15 protein-coding genes and 1 pseudogene are annotated in these 15,518 nt (G+C 62.1%); 7 read left to right on the plus strand and 9 right to left on the minus strand.

Features of this window, described 5'->3' with window-relative positions; genetic code table 11:
* Positions 1-77: 77 nt before the first annotated feature.
* Together J8F10_RS16815 and J8F10_RS16820 are read left to right on the plus strand one after the other, a co-directional pair.
* Complete coding sequence (locus J8F10_RS16815; RefSeq protein WP_210655523.1) at positions 78-593, plus strand: SOS response-associated peptidase; 516 nt, start codon at positions 78-80, stop codon at positions 591-593.
* Between the two features lie 144 nt (positions 594-737).
* Positions 738-1,583 (plus strand): hypothetical protein, encoded by an 846-nt coding sequence (locus J8F10_RS16820; protein WP_210655526.1) that lies wholly within the window; start codon positions 738-740, stop codon positions 1,581-1,583.
* A gap of 1,041 nt (positions 1,584-2,624) precedes the next feature.
* Here J8F10_RS16820 and J8F10_RS16825 read toward each other — a convergent pair.
* The 5 genes and pseudogenes from J8F10_RS16825 to J8F10_RS16840 all read right to left on the minus strand — a co-directional run bounded on the left by J8F10_RS16825 (position 2,625) and on the right by J8F10_RS16840 (position 7,644).
* Positions 2,625-3,947: a PQQ-binding-like beta-propeller repeat protein gene (locus J8F10_RS16825; RefSeq protein ID WP_210655527.1), complete on the minus strand. Its 1,323-nt coding sequence runs from the start codon at positions 3,945-3,947 to the stop codon at positions 2,625-2,627.
* 313 nt (positions 3,948-4,260) lie between these two features.
* Positions 4,261-5,040, minus strand: coding sequence for an outer membrane protein assembly factor BamB family protein (locus J8F10_RS16830; RefSeq protein WP_315854235.1), 780 nt, complete (start codon positions 5,038-5,040; stop codon positions 4,261-4,263).
* 3 nt (positions 5,041-5,043) lie between these two features.
* Positions 5,044-5,328: pseudogene (locus J8F10_RS40350) on the minus strand (hypothetical protein); the annotation flags it as partial.
* A gap of 98 nt (positions 5,329-5,426) precedes the next feature.
* The gene (locus J8F10_RS16835; protein WP_210655531.1) at positions 5,427-6,317 is read right to left on the minus strand and encodes a PhnD/SsuA/transferrin family substrate-binding protein; all 891 of its coding nucleotides are present in this window, start codon (positions 6,315-6,317) and stop codon (positions 5,427-5,429) included.
* Positions 6,318-6,396: 79 nt separating this feature from the next.
* Positions 6,397-7,644, minus strand: coding sequence for a hypothetical protein (locus J8F10_RS16840; protein ID WP_210655533.1), 1,248 nt, complete (start codon positions 7,642-7,644; stop codon positions 6,397-6,399).
* 434 nt (positions 7,645-8,078) lie between these two features.
* On the opposite strand from J8F10_RS16840, the gene J8F10_RS16845 reads away from it, so the two are divergent.
* Entirely contained in the window at positions 8,079-9,098 is a 1,020-nt protein-coding gene (locus J8F10_RS16845; RefSeq protein WP_210655535.1) for a hypothetical protein, read from the plus strand.
* Between the two features lie 59 nt (positions 9,099-9,157).
* On the opposite strand, the gene J8F10_RS16850 is transcribed toward J8F10_RS16845, so the two are convergent.
* The 4 genes from J8F10_RS16850 to J8F10_RS16865 all read right to left on the minus strand — a co-directional run bounded on the left by J8F10_RS16850 (position 9,158) and on the right by J8F10_RS16865 (position 11,117).
* The gene (locus tag J8F10_RS16850; RefSeq protein ID WP_210655537.1) at positions 9,158-9,328 is read right to left on the minus strand and encodes a hypothetical protein; all 171 of its coding nucleotides are present in this window, start codon (positions 9,326-9,328) and stop codon (positions 9,158-9,160) included.
* A gap of 757 nt (positions 9,329-10,085) precedes the next feature.
* Positions 10,086-10,445 (minus strand): DUF5615 family PIN-like protein, encoded by a 360-nt coding sequence (locus J8F10_RS16855; protein ID WP_210655538.1) that lies wholly within the window; start codon positions 10,443-10,445, stop codon positions 10,086-10,088.
* The gene (locus J8F10_RS16860) at positions 10,442-10,678 is read right to left on the minus strand and encodes a DUF433 domain-containing protein (RefSeq protein ID WP_210655540.1); all 237 of its coding nucleotides are present in this window, start codon (positions 10,676-10,678) and stop codon (positions 10,442-10,444) included. The genes J8F10_RS16855 and J8F10_RS16860 overlap by 4 nt, the downstream gene beginning before the upstream one ends.
* A 154-nt stretch (positions 10,679-10,832) precedes the next feature.
* Positions 10,833-11,117, minus strand: coding sequence for a GIY-YIG nuclease family protein (locus tag J8F10_RS16865; protein WP_210655542.1), 285 nt, complete (start codon positions 11,115-11,117; stop codon positions 10,833-10,835).
* Between the two features lie 382 nt (positions 11,118-11,499).
* On the opposite strand from J8F10_RS16865, the gene J8F10_RS16870 reads away from it, so the two are divergent.
* From J8F10_RS16870 to cas7g, 4 genes are all read left to right on the plus strand, one after another.
* Positions 11,500-11,718, plus strand: coding sequence for a hypothetical protein (locus tag J8F10_RS16870; protein WP_210655544.1), 219 nt, complete (start codon positions 11,500-11,502; stop codon positions 11,716-11,718).
* 32 nt (positions 11,719-11,750) lie between these two features.
* The gene (gene cas4g/cas1g, locus J8F10_RS16875) at positions 11,751-13,466 is read left to right on the plus strand and encodes a CRISPR-associated endonuclease Cas4g/Cas1g (protein WP_210655546.1); all 1,716 of its coding nucleotides are present in this window, start codon (positions 11,751-11,753) and stop codon (positions 13,464-13,466) included.
* Between the two features lie 394 nt (positions 13,467-13,860).
* Positions 13,861-14,145, plus strand: coding sequence for a CRISPR-associated endonuclease Cas2 (gene cas2 / locus J8F10_RS16880; protein WP_210655548.1), 285 nt, complete (start codon positions 13,861-13,863; stop codon positions 14,143-14,145).
* Positions 14,146-14,161: 16 nt separating this feature from the next.
* A complete protein-coding gene (gene cas7g, locus J8F10_RS16885) occupies positions 14,162-15,517 on the plus strand; it encodes a type I-G CRISPR-associated RAMP protein Csb1/Cas7g (RefSeq protein WP_210655550.1) in 1,356 nt (451 codons plus the stop codon).
* Position 15,518: the final 1 nt, after the last annotated feature.

A 15,518-nucleotide genomic window follows, 5' to 3' on the forward strand; every position in this document is an offset into this window, starting at 1 on the left:
CGGGCACTCAACGCTCACCGACATCGGAACACGAACGGGGGCGCGGTACGCTCACCCCACCTCACGTGAGTGGCACCATGTGCGCGCGTCTTACTACCTCCATAACCCGACCCGAAACCGCGTCCGAGAAGCTCGCGTTCCGCGACCCGTTCTGGTTCCACCGGTGCCTGATTCCCGCAACCGGATTCTTCGAGTGGAAGACCGCGGGCAAAAAGACGCGCCCGTACTTCTTCCGCAGAGCCGACGGCGGAACACTCGCCTATGCGGGCATCTGGGACCGGTGGGACGGACCCGCGAGACCGGTCGATACGGTCGCGGTGCTCACGGTACCGGCCAACGAGTTGGTGAAGCCGCTCCACGAGCGCATGGCCGCGATCCTGCCCGAAGAGCACTTCGCGGCGTGGCTCGATCCGAAAGAAACGCGGCCCGCCAACTTGCTCCCGTTACTCGTACCGTGCCCGGCCTCGCGCATGGAATCCTGGCCCGTAAGTGATCGCGTGAACCGGGCGAGCGCGAGCGGGGCCGATCTGCTCACCCCGGTCGAGGACGCCGTGCCGATGTGGACGCAACCGAGCCTGTTCGACGCCGCGTGACTCGAATGTAACAATAAAGGTGATGAGGGAAATAATAAACAATTCTTCTGGTTGTTGACTCGCCGCTACCATTCACGGTGCCCATCGGCGATCCTCTAACGTTGCGAGATCGCGAGGCGACAGAAATCAAAAGGAGATCGGCTCATGAAGAAATTCCTGTTGGCCCCCTTAGTTCTCGCGGCGTTTGGTGCGGCAACGGCTTTCGCGGGCGGACGCCCGGTGATGTACGTCGTCGTCGATCGGGTCGAAACGACTCAAGACCAGTCGTCGATTTCGATGATCAGAATCTGGGGCAGTTTTACCCGTGCCAAGAACCCGACCTTACAGCTTACCGAGTTCAGTAAGCCGATCGATGGCTACGTCCAATTCGGCCGCGGAAGCGACAAAGAGGCCCCGAAATGGCAGAAAGCTGCTGGGACCGGCAAGGCCGTTCTCGTCGGCAGTTGCGCTGGCGCGGGGGGCTTTGAGACGGTGACGATTCATCCGGCCAACGAAAAGCCAAAAGACGTCGGAGAAAACGACCCGTACCCGACTGGCCGGATCGAACTTTTCGGCGACATGTTCGCCGGCGGCCGCGACAACCATCTGCCCGAAGTGAAAACCCTGTTGGCATTTGCTACAGCCAAACAGAAAGTAAGTCCGTTCTGTGGGGGCGCAGCAGCCATTGTTGCGCAGGATCGAGGCGCGCAACCGGTCGATGACGCCTGGGTTGGGCAATGGACTGTCGAATTTGCAAATGGGGTCGTGGAAACGTGTGACCTCGTCAAGGGGGGCACGGCGAATGTCGCCGAACCGAAGCGGCGCTCCCCGGGAAAAGTTCGCGACGCAATGAACGGCGTTGTGGTGCTCGCATTCGATGATGACCGGATCGAGCGGTGGACCAAGATCGGACATCGGATGGTCGTGGAACACTGGGCTTCATCGGACCAATTTCTTGGCGGTGCGCCAGTATTGGGAATTGCGGAGCGTGCCGCTGAAGTGAAGAAATGACCCTCGCCGTCAGGAAGACTCCGTTGGGCAAGTTGAATATTGCGACCTGCGCTCCTTTGGTTTGTCGGAGGGGCCGAGACCCTCCGGTCAGTTGACTAGCTGATGGCTTTAGAACGGGATCTCGTCGAACGCCGGATGACCATTTGCCGGGCCATTTGCCCCTCCGGAGCTCTTTGGCAACTCCGGCCTGAAATCCGTTTGGTGCGGCTGTTTTCCGGCCAAGTGATCGGCGTACATCTGGTTGTTTCTGCTGGCCGCACGTGGGGAGGCAGCGCAGTTCCTCAACCTCGGTGCGAAAAGCCACTTGCCAAAGCCGTTCAGCCGCGCGCAACTGGAGAACGAGATCAACCGGGTGCTGGGGAGGGCTGTGTGAGGTTCGAGGAGCGAATACTGCCGGCGAAGGAACGGCGGGACAAGGAGACATCGAGATCATTGAAACGGAGCGCGGCGGGTACGAGATCCGGGCGAGGCTCATGTTCTGGCCCCTCAACCGGTACCACGGCATGAAGCAGATCACCCGGAACCAGAAGCGGGCAGCGGTTCTCGCAGCTCTTCGCACTCGGCGGCGAGCGCTCGCGATACGCACAGTGGAAGCATGGGGTCACCCCTGGAGAATTCGACCCGGAAGCCGTGCAGAAGGCCCGTTCAGAGTTCAACGCGGCACGTGCAGCGATCCGTGGCGTGAAAGAGCAGCGAATCGCGTTCGAGGTGTGTTGTTTGGGTGAGCGTGCCGGGCGGGAAACCTCGTGTATCTGCGATCTGCACTCGATGACCTGAACACACACACTTCAGGAGTCAGTACGAAGCTCGCCGAACCGCGGCGAGCAGGGCCGACTTCCGGTCCGCTGAGGGATTGTGACCCACACGCCCGAGATTTTAGCGGCTGAGTTACCGCGCTGATCCGCACACAATGGCACTTTAGCTGTGGCCACGAATATCGAGGATGTGCTGCCCCACCGTAACTCAGCTCATCAGGTTCAGTTTGCGAGGCGCTGAGCAGGTGACTACCCAGCGCCAGATGCAGTCACTTGGGGCTTGTGACTACTTTGCCGCCAGATCGACGCAGATGATCTCCTTGTCGTTGCGGACGAACATCTTCTTATCCGCGAAGGCCGGGGCGCACCACACGACCTTGCGCCCGAACGCGGCGCCGGTCTGCTCGATCACTTTCGCGCGGTCCACCTCTTCGTACTCTTTCGGCGTGAGCTTCCCGATCACCAACTCGCCGCTCTCGTTGAAGAAGAAGAAGCGATCCCCGTTCTTAACGATAAAAGACGTGTCGGAGCCCTTGGGGTCGCTGGCGAGCGGGCCGGGGGAGTCCCAGAGGCGCTTCCCGCTGGGCACCTCGACGGCCCTGAGCGCGCCACCCTCGTCGTGCCCGTAGACGACGCCGTCCTGCACGAACGGCTGAACGTTCACGGGCGACAGCCCGGCGCCCTTCTTGTCCTTGAACACCACTTCCACGCCCGGCTTGTCCGCGGTCAACTTGAGCATCAGGTTCTTGGTCTGGTAGCCGCCAACGAACACGTGGTCCCCGCTCCGCACGGGCGTCATGATGATGGACGTGCTGGTCGCCTTGTACGGCGTGGTCCATAGTTGTTTGCCCGTCTCCGGATCGACCGCGTACACGGATTTCGGCGCCGCGACGATCATCTGCCGCACCCCGGCGGCTTCGGTGAACAGCGGCGGGGCGTACCCGATCTCCTTGTCGTCCCCGGCCTTCCACAGTTCCTTGCCCGTGTCCTTGTCGAACGCGACCACGTGGGCGCCCTCACCGCCCACCAGCGTGATGAGCTTCTTGCCGTCGAGGATCGGGTGCGCGGCGAACCCCCAGATTGCGGGCTTGGACTTGTACGCGGCCTTGAAGTCGCACTTCCACAGTTCCTTGCCGGAAGCGGCGTCCAGGCAGTAGAGGTCGCCCATCGCGCCGAGCGTGTAGACCTTGCCGTCGCTCACCAGGGGCGTACAGCGCGGGCCGGCGGGGTAGCTGATCTGGTAGGCGCACGGGTACTCGTGCTTCCACAGTTCCTTGCCGGTCTTCTCGTCCAGACACAGCACGCGCTCGGTGCTGTTCACCTTTTGTTTCGTGTCGAACGGATCGGCGGGGTTCTCGACGCCCTTCGCGAGCACCCGATCGGTGACGTACACCTTCCCGCCCGCGACCGCCGGGCCGCTGTACCCGGCCGCGACGGGCGCGCGCCACAGGACTTTCGGCCCGCCCGCCGGGAACTTCTCGATGATCCCGGTTTCGCGCCACACGTTGTCGCGCTTCGGTCCCATCCACTGGGGCCAGTCGTCGCCGTTCACGAGCGGAGCAAGGGCGAGTAGCGCCCCCGAAGCGAGGAGCAGATTACGCGAGTTCATTGCGATCTCCTTAGCGAGTGAACCGGGTGCGCTTTCTCTGTTGCGGAACCGAACACGATTCGTGGCGCGAGAGTGCCACTATGCGCGATAGGTCGATGGTATATTACCGTCCGCGCCTCGGGCGCTTAAAGCGCGAGCTGTTCGATCGAGAGCGGAACACCCGTCGGCCTGAAGAAACGGGAACAACTGCTCCGACTCGCTTCTCGACGTAAACTCGCGAAGCAAGGGCCGCCGGCAAACCCGGCAGAAACTCGAAACGGTACAGGTTCAGCCGCAAATCCGCGACGCGGGGACGTCCCCACGGTTGCGAACTTCAACCCAACTCCAGGCACCGGACCGAACTGTTCCCGCGAATGTATACGCGAGTGCCGACGAACGCCGGGTGCGCGTACACGCCTTTCTCGTCCTTTCCGAACGCGGCCAAGCGACCGAGTTCCGTGTACTCGTCGGCCGTTGCGTCGAGCAGGATCAGTTCACCCGAGCGCGGCACCACGAGCACACGCGAGTCGGTCGCCACTGCCGCGCAGTACCCGGAGAACGCCGTGGTGCTCTCGTCGTAAAGCTCCTTGAGCCCGTCCGTGAGGTTCAAGCAGTACAGCCGGTTCCACACACCGAATACGCGGGAGCCCGCGACGACCGGCGTGTGCGTGTCCGGCGCGAGCTTCTTGCTCGTTGCGACGGGCTTCGGGTCGATCGCCCCGCCCGTTTTGAACGTGAACAGCCGCGCCCCGTTGTTCTCGGTCGTCACGAACAGCCTGTCGCCGACCACGATGGGCGTGGGCACGTTGAAGTCCCCGCGGCGCTCCGGTTTCACGGTCCACAGGCGCGTGCCGGTCTTCGCGTCCCACCCCCCGAGCGTCTCGGCGTCGTGGCCGACGATCTGGAGCACCCCGCCGAGCTTTGCGGCGATGAACGAGCCGTAGCCCGTGGGCTTCCCGGGTGCCTTCCACACGGGCTTGCCGGTTTTGGGATCGAGCGCGACGAGGGCCGCGTCCTTCCCCCCGGGGGCGACGATCAGTTTGCCATCGGCGATGAGCGGCGAATCGCACACGCCCCACTTGCGCTCGTCGGCCGCGTCGAACTCGTCGCGCACGTTGAGCGCCCAGACCGATTTGCCCGTCCCCATCTCGACGCACGCGAGGTCACCGAACGCACCCAGGAGGTACGCGCGATCGTTGTAAATGAGGGGTGTGGCACGCGGAGAATTGCCGTAATCCAGGTTCCCGATTGCCGGGGTACGGTGTGCCCACGCTTCCTTGCCGTCAGCGGCTTTAAGGCAGCGGAACACGTCCACGGTGTCGTTGAGTTCGCGATCGGAAACCAAAACGTATCCGGATGTGGCCGCGACGCCCCCCAATCCGGGGGCGGTAAGAACGGTTTCCCAAACGGGTTCAGACTTGGCGGGGAACTTGGCGGGAAGCCACGCGAGCCGACCGTCACGGTTCGGCCCGCGCCACTGGGTCCAGTCCGGGTTACCGGTTACTTTTTTTTAGCCGGCTCGATGAACCCGTCCTTCGTCTCGATGGCCGTGCAGAGATCCTTGTTCTTTCCGACTCCCAACAGCGCGGCCTTCACCGCGCCACGGTCGGCGGGGGCCAGGCTGTCCGTCGCGAACGCGGCGATGAACGGCACCGGGTCCGTTTCGGCGATCACCCGCAGCTCGCCCTTCTTGATGGTCCCGCACCCTTCCAGAAGTGGGTGCGCGTAGGACGAGATCACGGCCGCGACCTTCTTACCCGCCTTCGTCTCCTCAACGACCTTGGTCGCGCCCTCGGAGCAGGTCGCGCACGTGTCGAGCTTGGCGGGAACTTCGAGCCCGAAATCTTTTAGTGCCTTCACCGCCGCCGCACTCTTCTCCTCGGCCGCGGGGTTGCCGAAGTAGATCGTGTGTTCCTTCAGATCGACTGGTGTAACCGCTTTGTCGATCGCGGCAACGCACACGAGCCCGGTCTGGGTAGTCTTCCCGTCCTTGCCCGTGAGAGCCGCGAGGTACGTGACCGCGAGCTTGTTGCCGGGCGCGGTGGTGCGCACGACCGAGTCCTTGCCGATGACGAGGTGCGCCTTGCCCGAGGACTTCTTCAGCCCCCCGGCCAGACTCTCGCCGTAAACCACGGCAACCGCGCGCCCGATCTTGTCCGCCAGGAACTTGCCGAGCTTGTCGTAATCGCGCTGTCCGTACCCGTTCACGCACGGGCACGACAGTTGGGCGGACAGCGGGTCCATCACGAGCACGACCAGCGCGTTCTCGGGGATCACCACCGGTTTCTCGGCGGGCTTTTCTCCCGGCTTATCGACCGCCGGGACCGGGAACGCGGCCAGTGAAAGCGCGGCCGCGGCGAGCGCCTCGCGGCGGTTCAGGTTCTCGGCCATCGGTTCGCCCTCAAGAGGGGTGTCGGTGGGAAATAAAAGAACCCCGCGCGTCGGGGTGACGCGCGGGGAACGGGCGAAGTTACTTCGCCTTCTTTTCGAGAATGTGGAACTTGGAACCCGGCAGGTCGCAGAAGAACAATTTCTTACCGTCCTCGGAAACGGCCACCGCGACGTTCTTGCACCCGCCGGTGAGCTTGACCACGCCGGCCGTCTCGATGAATTCGCCGCTCGGCCCGAAGCGCTTGATGACGCCCTCGCTTTCGGCCGTGTAGATGTCGCCCACGCCGTTGGCGCGGATGTTCATCGGGTTGCAGCACCCGCCGAAGCACTTCGGGTCGGTGTCTTCCCCGCGCTTGCCGAACGACCCGATCTTCTTCCCGTCGCGGTCGTAGCGGGCGAACTGGTGCTTGGTGTTTTCCGCGACCAGCACGTCCGGGCCGTGGCACTGGATGTCCATCTGCCCGCAGCACCCGCCGATCTCGCTGAGCACCTGCTTCGGTTCCTTCAGTTCCTTGGTGAAGCGCCACACCGCGTACCCGTAGCCCACGTCACCGCACGCCACGAACACGTCCTTCTCGGAGACGGCCATGCCGTTGGCGACCCGCATCCGCCCGGTCATCTCCTCGACGACCTGTTCCACGGTGCGGTTCTTGTACTGGGTTTCGATCTGGTCGTACTGCTTGATGATGCTCTTGAACTGCTCGATCTGGCGGACGTCGGTCTTGGTCCGGTCCTCTTCCTTCTTCTCTTCAAGTTTTTTGAGCTGCTCGGTCATGGACTTCTTGGCGTTCGCATACGCCTGGACCATCTGTTCCTTTTCCTTCTCTAATTGCACCGCGGCTTTCTTTTTGAGCGCGTCGGCGTCCTTGAGGATGGCCGCGAGGTGCGGTAACTCGACGGTTTCACCGACTTGCTTGCCGTCGGCGTCGAACTTCGCGAGTTTGCTGTCGCCGGCGACGTAGATCGTCCCGTCCGGGCCGCAGTTCACCGCGGTCGCGTGGAACGGTACCTTCCAGTTCTTCACCGGTTTGCCGTCCGCGTCGAACAGGTGAATCTCGGCCGTTTGGCCCTTCGGGGGCGCGCCGTAGGGCTTGGGCGGGGCGACCAGCCCGACCACGCGGCCCTTGCTGTCGAGGCAAATCGTTTGGAGGGTGTGCCCCTTCTCGCCCTTGACGTCGATCGAGGCGATGACCTTGTGTGTGGTCTCGAACTTCTCGGCCGGATTCGGTGGGACGATCGGGGTAGCCGGAACGGGCTTGTCGTCCGCCGCACGCGCGTTGCTCACGGCAAGCAGCACGGCGGCAACCCCAAGGCGAAACACCTTCATGCCAGCAACTCCGGAAGTGGGAAGGAATCCTCAGCTGGGAGGTGACGAATACAGTAAGCGAACCTAACTATCGAATCAACGGGAAATCGCGACTGGCACGCGGATGTCGAAATGAATGCTGCCATGTTGTTTAGTCATCAGACACATTGGGTTGCCATCCGTCTGGGGCACCGGAATTCTTCGATGTGACGCTCTGGTCTAAACTTAAAGCGCTCGATCCGGCCCCGCTCGAACGGCCCAAGCGACAAAAAGCCGAGTTCGTCCTTGGAACTCGATCGCTTCAGACGCGAATCGCCGCGCGACATTTTCTCTCGAGGCGAAGGGGGATCGCTCGGCGCGTCGTGGGGCCGAGTGACCCGAATTCAGTTGTAACGCGCGCGCTGGTCCGTCCAATATGGGTCACCGTTGCCGTTCACTTTTCGTGGAGCCCCGGCATGTTCGGCCCGTGCTTCGGTCTTGCGGTCATGATCCACCTGTTTCCGGTAGTCCGATCGGCGGCTCAAAACGAGCAGCCCCAACCCGCGCCCAAGACCGGTAACGCCGTCGCAACGGCGCTGTCGTTCGCGCACCAGTTCGCTGCGCCGGAAGCGTTGCACCCCGGCAAAGACCGCAGGCTCAAGACCGCGCTTATTTCGGCCCTGGGTAAGTCCCCGAATTTGTCATGGGAGGCCGCAGAGGATTTTTTCGATCGAGCCACGTTTCGCGCTCTCACCGGCGACGGGACCGCGATCTCGGTGGAAAAGATGGAGCAACTCCTGCGTGACAAAATCCCCCAATCGCGCAAAGACATGAACGCAAAGACCCGGGGACACGCGGAACTGCTCACGACGCAGTTCGACATGATCGAAGAGGCCCACGGGAAGTCCGGGGGCGAACTGGTCGATTGGGTGGTGAAGAACTACCGGGCCGACAAGCCGCTGAGCGTCGTCGTCATCTGCACGGGGAACACCCGGCGCAGCATGTTAGGCGCGACGATGGGGAACGTGGCCGCCGCGTACTACGGGTTCCCCAACGTTCGCTTCTACAGCGGGGGGACCACTCCGGATGCCATCAACCCGCGGACGATTGCGACCCTCAAGGAGATCGGCATCGGGATCGAACCGACCGGGAAAGAGGCTCCGCGCGGTAAGAGCGGCGTCGCGAATCCCATTTATCGAGTGCAGTGGGGGAAGGGATTGGAGATAAACGAGTTCTCGAAGGTCTACACCGACGCGCACAACCCGCAGGACGGGTTCGCGGCGCTCTTAGTGTGCAGCGAGGCGGAAACGGCCTGCCCGCGGGTGACGGGAGCAGGTACCCGTATCCCCGTGTTGTACCTCGACCCGAAGGCGTTCGACGGCGCGCCGTTCGAGTCCGCGAAATACGCCGAGCGCCGGGACGACATCGGGCGCCTGATGCTCAGCGTATTCATGCAGGCCCGGCGCCGACTGGAGCTGGCCGAGAAGGTGCGGTAGGCGCTCTCGCGACGTGCCGCAAAACACGAATACCTACGCACTCGGCGATCGGACGGGTTTCACCCGGTCGGTTGCGCGAGAAGGCTCGTTACCTTTTGTTCGATGAGGTCACGGATCTTGCGAAAATCGTCATCGGGAAGATCCTTGGGATCGGGGATGTTCCATTCCTCGCGCACCTTCGCGCGGACCAACGGGCACGAGTCCCCGCAGCCCATTGTCACCGCACCCACGTCGTTTCACGCAATGAATAAAGTGCCTTGCAAAGCTGCGCGAAAGGGCTAGTGCAGCGTCACGGTAAGGAATTAGAGTTGCCCACGATCGGCTCACACGGCGAACACTGTAAATTCGCCGAACGCCGACCCTAATTCTTTACCGTGACGCTGCACTAGTCCGGTCACGGCCGACTCCAATGGTACGATGCCATCGGAAACCGCCACGAAAAACTCCTCCCCGGTCCCTTCAGCCTCCTGAACTGGGCTTCTGCTTTTCGGTCGGTTGTCGAGAATCGCGGGCATGATGCCCGTGGCCCCGATACTCGATTCCGCCGTCCTCGCGGCGTTCCATTCGGGCACCCTGCCCCCGGAACAGGCCGAAGCGGTCTTGCCGCGCGACCGGGCCACCGCCGTCTTCTTCCTCCTCCAACTCAGCACCGCACTCGGTTCCCCTCGCGCCCGTCGGCGGTGCCCACGGGCCCTGCGGAACCGCCCCGCCCTACGCCAAGCCATCTGCGGTTGCCGATCACCGACGGCGGGCTGACCCAGATGTGGCACCGCCTGACGCATGTCGTGGCCCCCTGGTGCGAGCACACCTCCACCGCCTCGACGCGGGCGTCCTCACATGCCGACGAGACCGAGTGGCGTAGACGAAGGGTTGTGGGACCGGCTCCCGAACCTCGCGCTGGGGCAGGCCGTCGTCAGCTTCCCGCACTTCGCGCGCCCGTGAGCATCGACCCGAGCCAGGCGAAGCTGCGGATGACGTATTGAAGCATCAGGGAGAGGAGACAGGGCGAATCCGAACACCGTTATTGCTCACAACTGTGAATGCGGTGGAGAGTTCGTTCGCGTGGTCTCGGATCACTTCACTGACCAGTTGTGCTCGGTCGTCGGCGGACATACCCGTGAGACGGATCAATACGATCCCGGTATGCGTCAGGCGGTTGCGGAAAACGAGTTCGCCGAAATCTTTGTCTTGGGTGAGAAGAACCGCGTGCTCATTCACGGCAATGGTGAGCACGTCGGTATCGGGTGCGCCGCCATCCGTGTCACGAATCGCGCGAACGGTGTGTCCGTCCGCGCGAAGGCGGTCAATGATCGCACCCAGCAAACTCTCGTCGGCAACGAGGTTCATGCCGGAACCTTCCCGAACGGGTACACCGCGTCGTTGCGGATCGCCTCGGCCGCGAACCGCACGGCCGCGAGAACCTGTTCGCGCGTGAGGTGCGGGTACTCTCGGAGCAGGTCATCGACCGATAATCCGCCGCCGAGTTCCTCAAGGATCAGTTCGACACTAATCCGTGTTCCTGCGATCACGGGTTTGCCGAACAAGATGCTTGGGTCGGAAACGATTTGAGCGGTAGCCATACGGTCCTCGGCTTCAATTCGGCCCCAGATCATGATCTGGGGAGATACGCTAACCACCTTACCGCGGAGGTAATCGCCCTTGCGCTTCAATTCGGCCCCAGATCGCGATCTGGGGAGACAACTCGGCTCTATCATCGAGCTGAGTTGGGACAGCCTAGCAGGTCTTGTTGCAAGGCGGGTGGTACTCCGCGATCAACGCTCGTTCCCGGATGATCCGCTCCTTTTCGGTTGTGATGACTTCAAACACGATGGACACAGGGTACTGGCGGTGCATGCAGTGGTAGTAATCGTTGCGGTGCTCCCCGATTCGGCGGCTCAGATCCTCTGTTCGCCCGACGTAGATCACCAATCGGGCGTTGTTGAGAATCCCGTACACACCACCAACCGCAGGCAAGTTACCCGCATCGAAGCGATACCACTTGATGTTCCAGAAAGGCATACGAAGCCCTCAAGCCGGACTGCTTGACGGGCGGAAAGCACTCGGGTAACCTTCATAGTGGAGTGCGAGGGCTACAAGGCTCTCCGCCGATTGACCGGAGTCCGATTCGGTCTCTCTGAACCGCATCGAGGTGTTAGCGCACCTTGATGCGGTTTTTTCATATCCAACTGTACCGCCGAGGAAGTGTCCTGTCAATAGAGCGATGATGTCTGCTTACTGCAGACATCATCGCTCTTGCCAAGTCTTGGCAAGAGTAATCATCTCCGCCGTAAGTCCGCAGCCACTAAATGGAGCAGTGGTTTAGCGCTGAAAACAAAATAAAGCCGTCGAACTTCCCCTGCCCCTTCGGAACAAGTCTGCAGAACCACACAGGAGGCGTGTCATGGAACCGGTACTGGTTGCCGCTTACGCCGAGATGCTGAAGGCCCGACCGGACGAGTGTTCGGTGGACCGCATTCTCGAAGACCCGCAGTTCCGCGGGGAGTTCCTCGGCCGGATCCGGGCGAGTGCCGCGGACCGCACCGAGTTCGACATCCTCCGCACGCTCCACAACCTCCGCAAGCGGAGCAAGCTCCCGCGACGCGACGACCCTTCCGCCTAACGTCCCTCACCACACCGAACGGAGCTACGCCCATGTCCGCGACCACGGACCCGATCCCGGTGCGCGCACTCAACCAAGTGACGTACTGCCCCCGGCTCTTCTATCTGCAGTACGTCGATGCCGTTATGCCCGTGAACGAGCACGTCGAAGGCGGACTGTTCGACCACCGCCGCGTCGATGCACCCGAACTCAAGAACAAGACCCGCACCGATCGCGGGACCGCCACCAGTCGCGGGATCGCGCTGTCGAGCGAGGCGCTGGGCGTCACCGGCGTGCTGGACGTGATCGAGGAGAAGAACGGCGAGCAGTACCCGGTGGAAACCAAACACGGCTCGGCGCCGCACGACGATGACGGCAAGCCGACCGTTTGGGACAACGACGCGGTGCAACTGTGCGCCCAGGCGCTCTTGATGGAAGAATCGACCGGCAAACCGGTGCCGCGCGGCTACCAGTTCTATGCAGGTACCCGCGAGCGCGTACCGCTGGAGTTCACGCCCGAATTGCGCGAGCAGACCCGCGGGGCCATCGCCCGCTGTCGCGAACTGACCGTACTGGACGCCCCGCCCGATCCGCTCCCGCCCGAGCTGCGTCACCGGTGCTTCGGTTGCTCGCTCGCGCCCGTGTGCCTGCCCGAAGAAACGCTGTATCAGATCGGCCACCCGGCCCCTGCGGAAATCGAAGAGGCGAAAGCGCCGCCGGAACTCAGGCGGGTCATTCCGCAATCCGATGACGGCGCGGTGCTGTACCTGCAAGAGCCGGGAAGCTCGGTCGGCAAGCGCAGCGAGCACCTTGTCGTCAAGAAGGACGGCAAGGAGATGAGTCGCGTTCCGATGCACGCGATTCGACAGGTAGTGGTGTGCGGGAACGTGCAGGTCAGCACGCAGGCACTCGAAACGCTCGCGACCAACGACATCGCGGTGTCTTACGTGACCGGGCACGGGCGGTTCATCGGCACGTTTTCGCCCGCGCCCACGAAAAACGTGTCACTCCGCGAGGCTCAGTTCCGTAAGTTCAGTGACCCGGCCGCGTGTCTGGAACTGTCGAAGGCCGTGGTGCGGGCCAAGCTCTCGAACCAGCGTGCCCTGCTCATGCGCAGTCTGCGCGGGGAAGAAGAGGCACGCGGTAGTCACGAGCCGGCCGCACGCGGCATCTACGGGCTACTCGGGGTGATTGACAACCAGACCTCGGTAGAATCCGTGCTCGGTATCGAGGGCCAGGGGGCCGCGCTGTACTTCGGTGAGTTCGGGCGCTTCCTGAAGCAACCGCCGACGGGCAAGCGCTTCGACTTCACCACGCGGAACCGGCGCCCGCCGCGCGACCCGGTGAACGCGCTCCTGTCGTTCGCCTACGCGATGCTCGCAAAGGACTGCTTCGGGGCCGTCTGCACGGTCGGGTTCGACCCGTACAAGGGGTTCTTCCACCAGGGCCGACACGGAAAACCGTCGCTTGCCCTGGACCTCATGGAAGAATTCCGACCCGTGATCGCCGATTCGGTCGTTCTCACGCTGATTAATAATGAAACGCTGACCCCCGACGATTTCATCATGTGGCGGGATGCGTGCAACCTGACCGAGAGCGGGCGCAAGGCGTTCTTCGCGGCCTACGAGCAGCGCAAATCGACGGTCATCACGCACCCGGTGTACGGCTACCGGATGTCCTACGCGCGGATGCTGGAAGTGCAGGCCCGGATGCTCGCGTCATTCATCCGCGGGAGCATCCCGACGTACACCGGGTTCACGGTACGCTAATAGTGAATCTACGTATATATTCTTCGTGTTTCGGCGTATAATAACCCAGGTGTCTTTTCATTCGCACGCGGGCGTTGTTGGCGTGATCGGGAAGCCTAACGACCGGACTGCTACAGCGAGAAAAAGTGAGCCAATGTTAGCGAATGTCAGCCACGCAGACGGCGCAACGCCAAAGCCCGAAATCGCGCCAAACACTGAAAATACCAGTGCTCGACGCCACCACCGACCCCCAATGCGACCGCGCCGACCCCATCGGGCCGAAAATGTTAGCCAATGTTAGTGACCGGTGGGGTTGTGCCGGAAATCCCGGGGCCGAAGTTTCGCGGGTACAGGTATTCGAGCAATAAGACTTCGATGCGGCGGAGCACAACGTCACACTCTCAAACGGAACGCGATGGACAGCTATTTGGTCTGTTATGACATCTCGAATCCGAAGCGACTCCGCAAGGTGGCGCGGACGTGCGAGGATTTCGGGTACCGCAAGCAATTGTCCGTGTTCCTGGTTCGTGTGAGCGCAACCGACTTCGTCCGCCTGCGCTCGCGCCTATACGACATTATCAACTTGAACGAAGACCAGGTGCTGTTCCTCCCGCTCACGGAGCAGAGCTTGCAGCGCATGGAAGCGATCGGCCGGCCCACCGACGCCTACGACAAGAACGACGTGGTGATGATCCTTTAACCTCTGGAGGAAGACCGTGCCCACTGACCCAACCCTGAGTTACGACGACCTGAAAGCCGCTGTCGCGGGAAGCTCCGCCGCGTTCCGACTCACGCTGAAACTGGAAGCCGTCAGCCCGAAAGTATTCCCGCCCACTTACGAGGGAGGCAAGTACGCGACCGAGGATCGCAACATCAACGGCCAGAAATTGCCGTGCGTGTTGCTCGATTCCGTACCGTCGCAGGCCAACCGGATGGAACTCGCGCTACAAGATGCGATCGACGGCGGGTTGTTTCAACTGCCGCTCGTGTCGGTCAACTTTGCCGCGGTCGATAATCCCGGCATTCCGAAGATCACGTCGCTTCAGGCGCCGCACCGCATCGCCGACGCGATCCTCCGCGATAGCACCATTGGCGAGGGGAAGAAGCCGGCCAAGTTCCGCGAGTCGGAGATCGGCAAGGAACTCGACAAACTGTCCACCGGCTACGCAACGCCGCTTCTCGACTATGCACCACACTGCCTCGTCTTCGGCATGTGGGACAGCACTGGCCCGCGCGGTGGTCTGGGTGTGAAGTTCGCCCGCGCACTCGTGTCCGAAATCATCGGTGTAAACGCAGTAGCTGGTGTCACTTCGAGTAGCCGCATTGATCCGCTTAATATTCGTGTGAATAGTGGCACCCTGTATAAAGCCAAGGGCGGAGGCTGGACACTCGATTCGGAGTTGGCTGAGAAAGACCCTAAAACCAAGAAGGCTGTACTGCTGGGCAAAGACGGTAAACCATCGGAAGCAAATCACGGTAACGTAACGCCTGATCTCGTCTACCGAAAGGATAAGAACGGGAACCTTGTGCTCGGTGATAGTGAGCGACCGGTCATGATGGTGGTATTCGACAACGAACAAGAACGGGGTCACAAGTACGTCATTCGGGATGAGCGAAAGCCGATTGCAAAGGGCGGGTTCACCATCGACTACGCGGAGCAAACCACCGTGCTGTCACTGCCCGCCCTGCGGCGATTGCGGTTCCCTGCGAAGTCTGGCGAGAAGTCCACGCCCGAAGGCGACAACGCAGCACGAACGTACCTCGCTGCACTCGGACTACTCGGTGCCACACTCGCGGTTGAAGCGGGCTACGATCTGCGCTCGCGGTGCATTCTCCGGGCAACGAACGTCGTAACGTGGCACCTGCTCGGCAAGCCCGGCGACGCCGACAAGCCGTTCGTGCTCGATAAGGCTGCCGCGATCAAGCTCTACAACGATGCGCTTGCCGCGGTGCAGAAGGCGAAGTTGCCGATTCACCTCGAAGAGATCATTCTCACGCCTTCGGATGACCTCGTTACGCTCGTCAAGAAGAGCATGGAACTCGCCGCGGCGGAAGCCGGAACGGAGGGCTGAC

It is taken from the genome of Gemmata palustris, assembly GCF_017939745.1.
GTDB lineage: Bacteria > Planctomycetota > Planctomycetia > Gemmatales > Gemmataceae > Gemmata > Gemmata palustris.

Excerpts from the sequence above, each read along its gene's own strand:
- J8F10_RS16820 (WP_210655526.1), top strand. The coding sequence starts at position 738 with ATGAAGAAATTCCTGTTGGCCCCCTTAGTTCTCGCGGCGTTTGGTGCG.
- J8F10_RS16835 (WP_210655531.1), bottom strand. The coding sequence starts at position 6,317 with ATGGCCGAGAACCTGAACCGCCGCGAGGCGCTCGCCGCGGCCGCGCTT.
- J8F10_RS16845 (WP_210655535.1), top strand. The coding sequence starts at position 8,079 with ATGTTCGGCCCGTGCTTCGGTCTTGCGGTCATGATCCACCTGTTTCCG.
- cas2 (WP_210655548.1), top strand. The coding sequence starts at position 13,861 with ATGGACAGCTATTTGGTCTGTTATGACATCTCGAATCCGAAGCGACTC.
- J8F10_RS16815 (WP_210655523.1), top strand. The coding sequence starts at position 78 with ATGTGCGCGCGTCTTACTACCTCCATAACCCGACCCGAAACCGCGTCC.
- J8F10_RS16825 (WP_210655527.1), bottom strand. The coding sequence starts at position 3,947 with ATGAACTCGCGTAATCTGCTCCTCGCTTCGGGGGCGCTACTCGCCCTT.
- J8F10_RS16860 (WP_210655540.1), bottom strand. The coding sequence starts at position 10,678 with ATGGCTACCGCTCAAATCGTTTCCGACCCAAGCATCTTGTTCGGCAAA.
- J8F10_RS16865 (WP_210655542.1), bottom strand. The coding sequence starts at position 11,117 with ATGCCTTTCTGGAACATCAAGTGGTATCGCTTCGATGCGGGTAACTTG.
- J8F10_RS16870 (WP_210655544.1), top strand. The coding sequence starts at position 11,500 with ATGGAACCGGTACTGGTTGCCGCTTACGCCGAGATGCTGAAGGCCCGA.
- cas4g/cas1g (WP_210655546.1), top strand. The coding sequence starts at position 11,751 with ATGTCCGCGACCACGGACCCGATCCCGGTGCGCGCACTCAACCAAGTG.
- J8F10_RS16840 (WP_210655533.1), bottom strand. The coding sequence starts at position 7,644 with ATGAAGGTGTTTCGCCTTGGGGTTGCCGCCGTGCTGCTTGCCGTGAGC.
- J8F10_RS16855 (WP_210655538.1), bottom strand. The coding sequence starts at position 10,445 with ATGAACCTCGTTGCCGACGAGAGTTTGCTGGGTGCGATCATTGACCGC.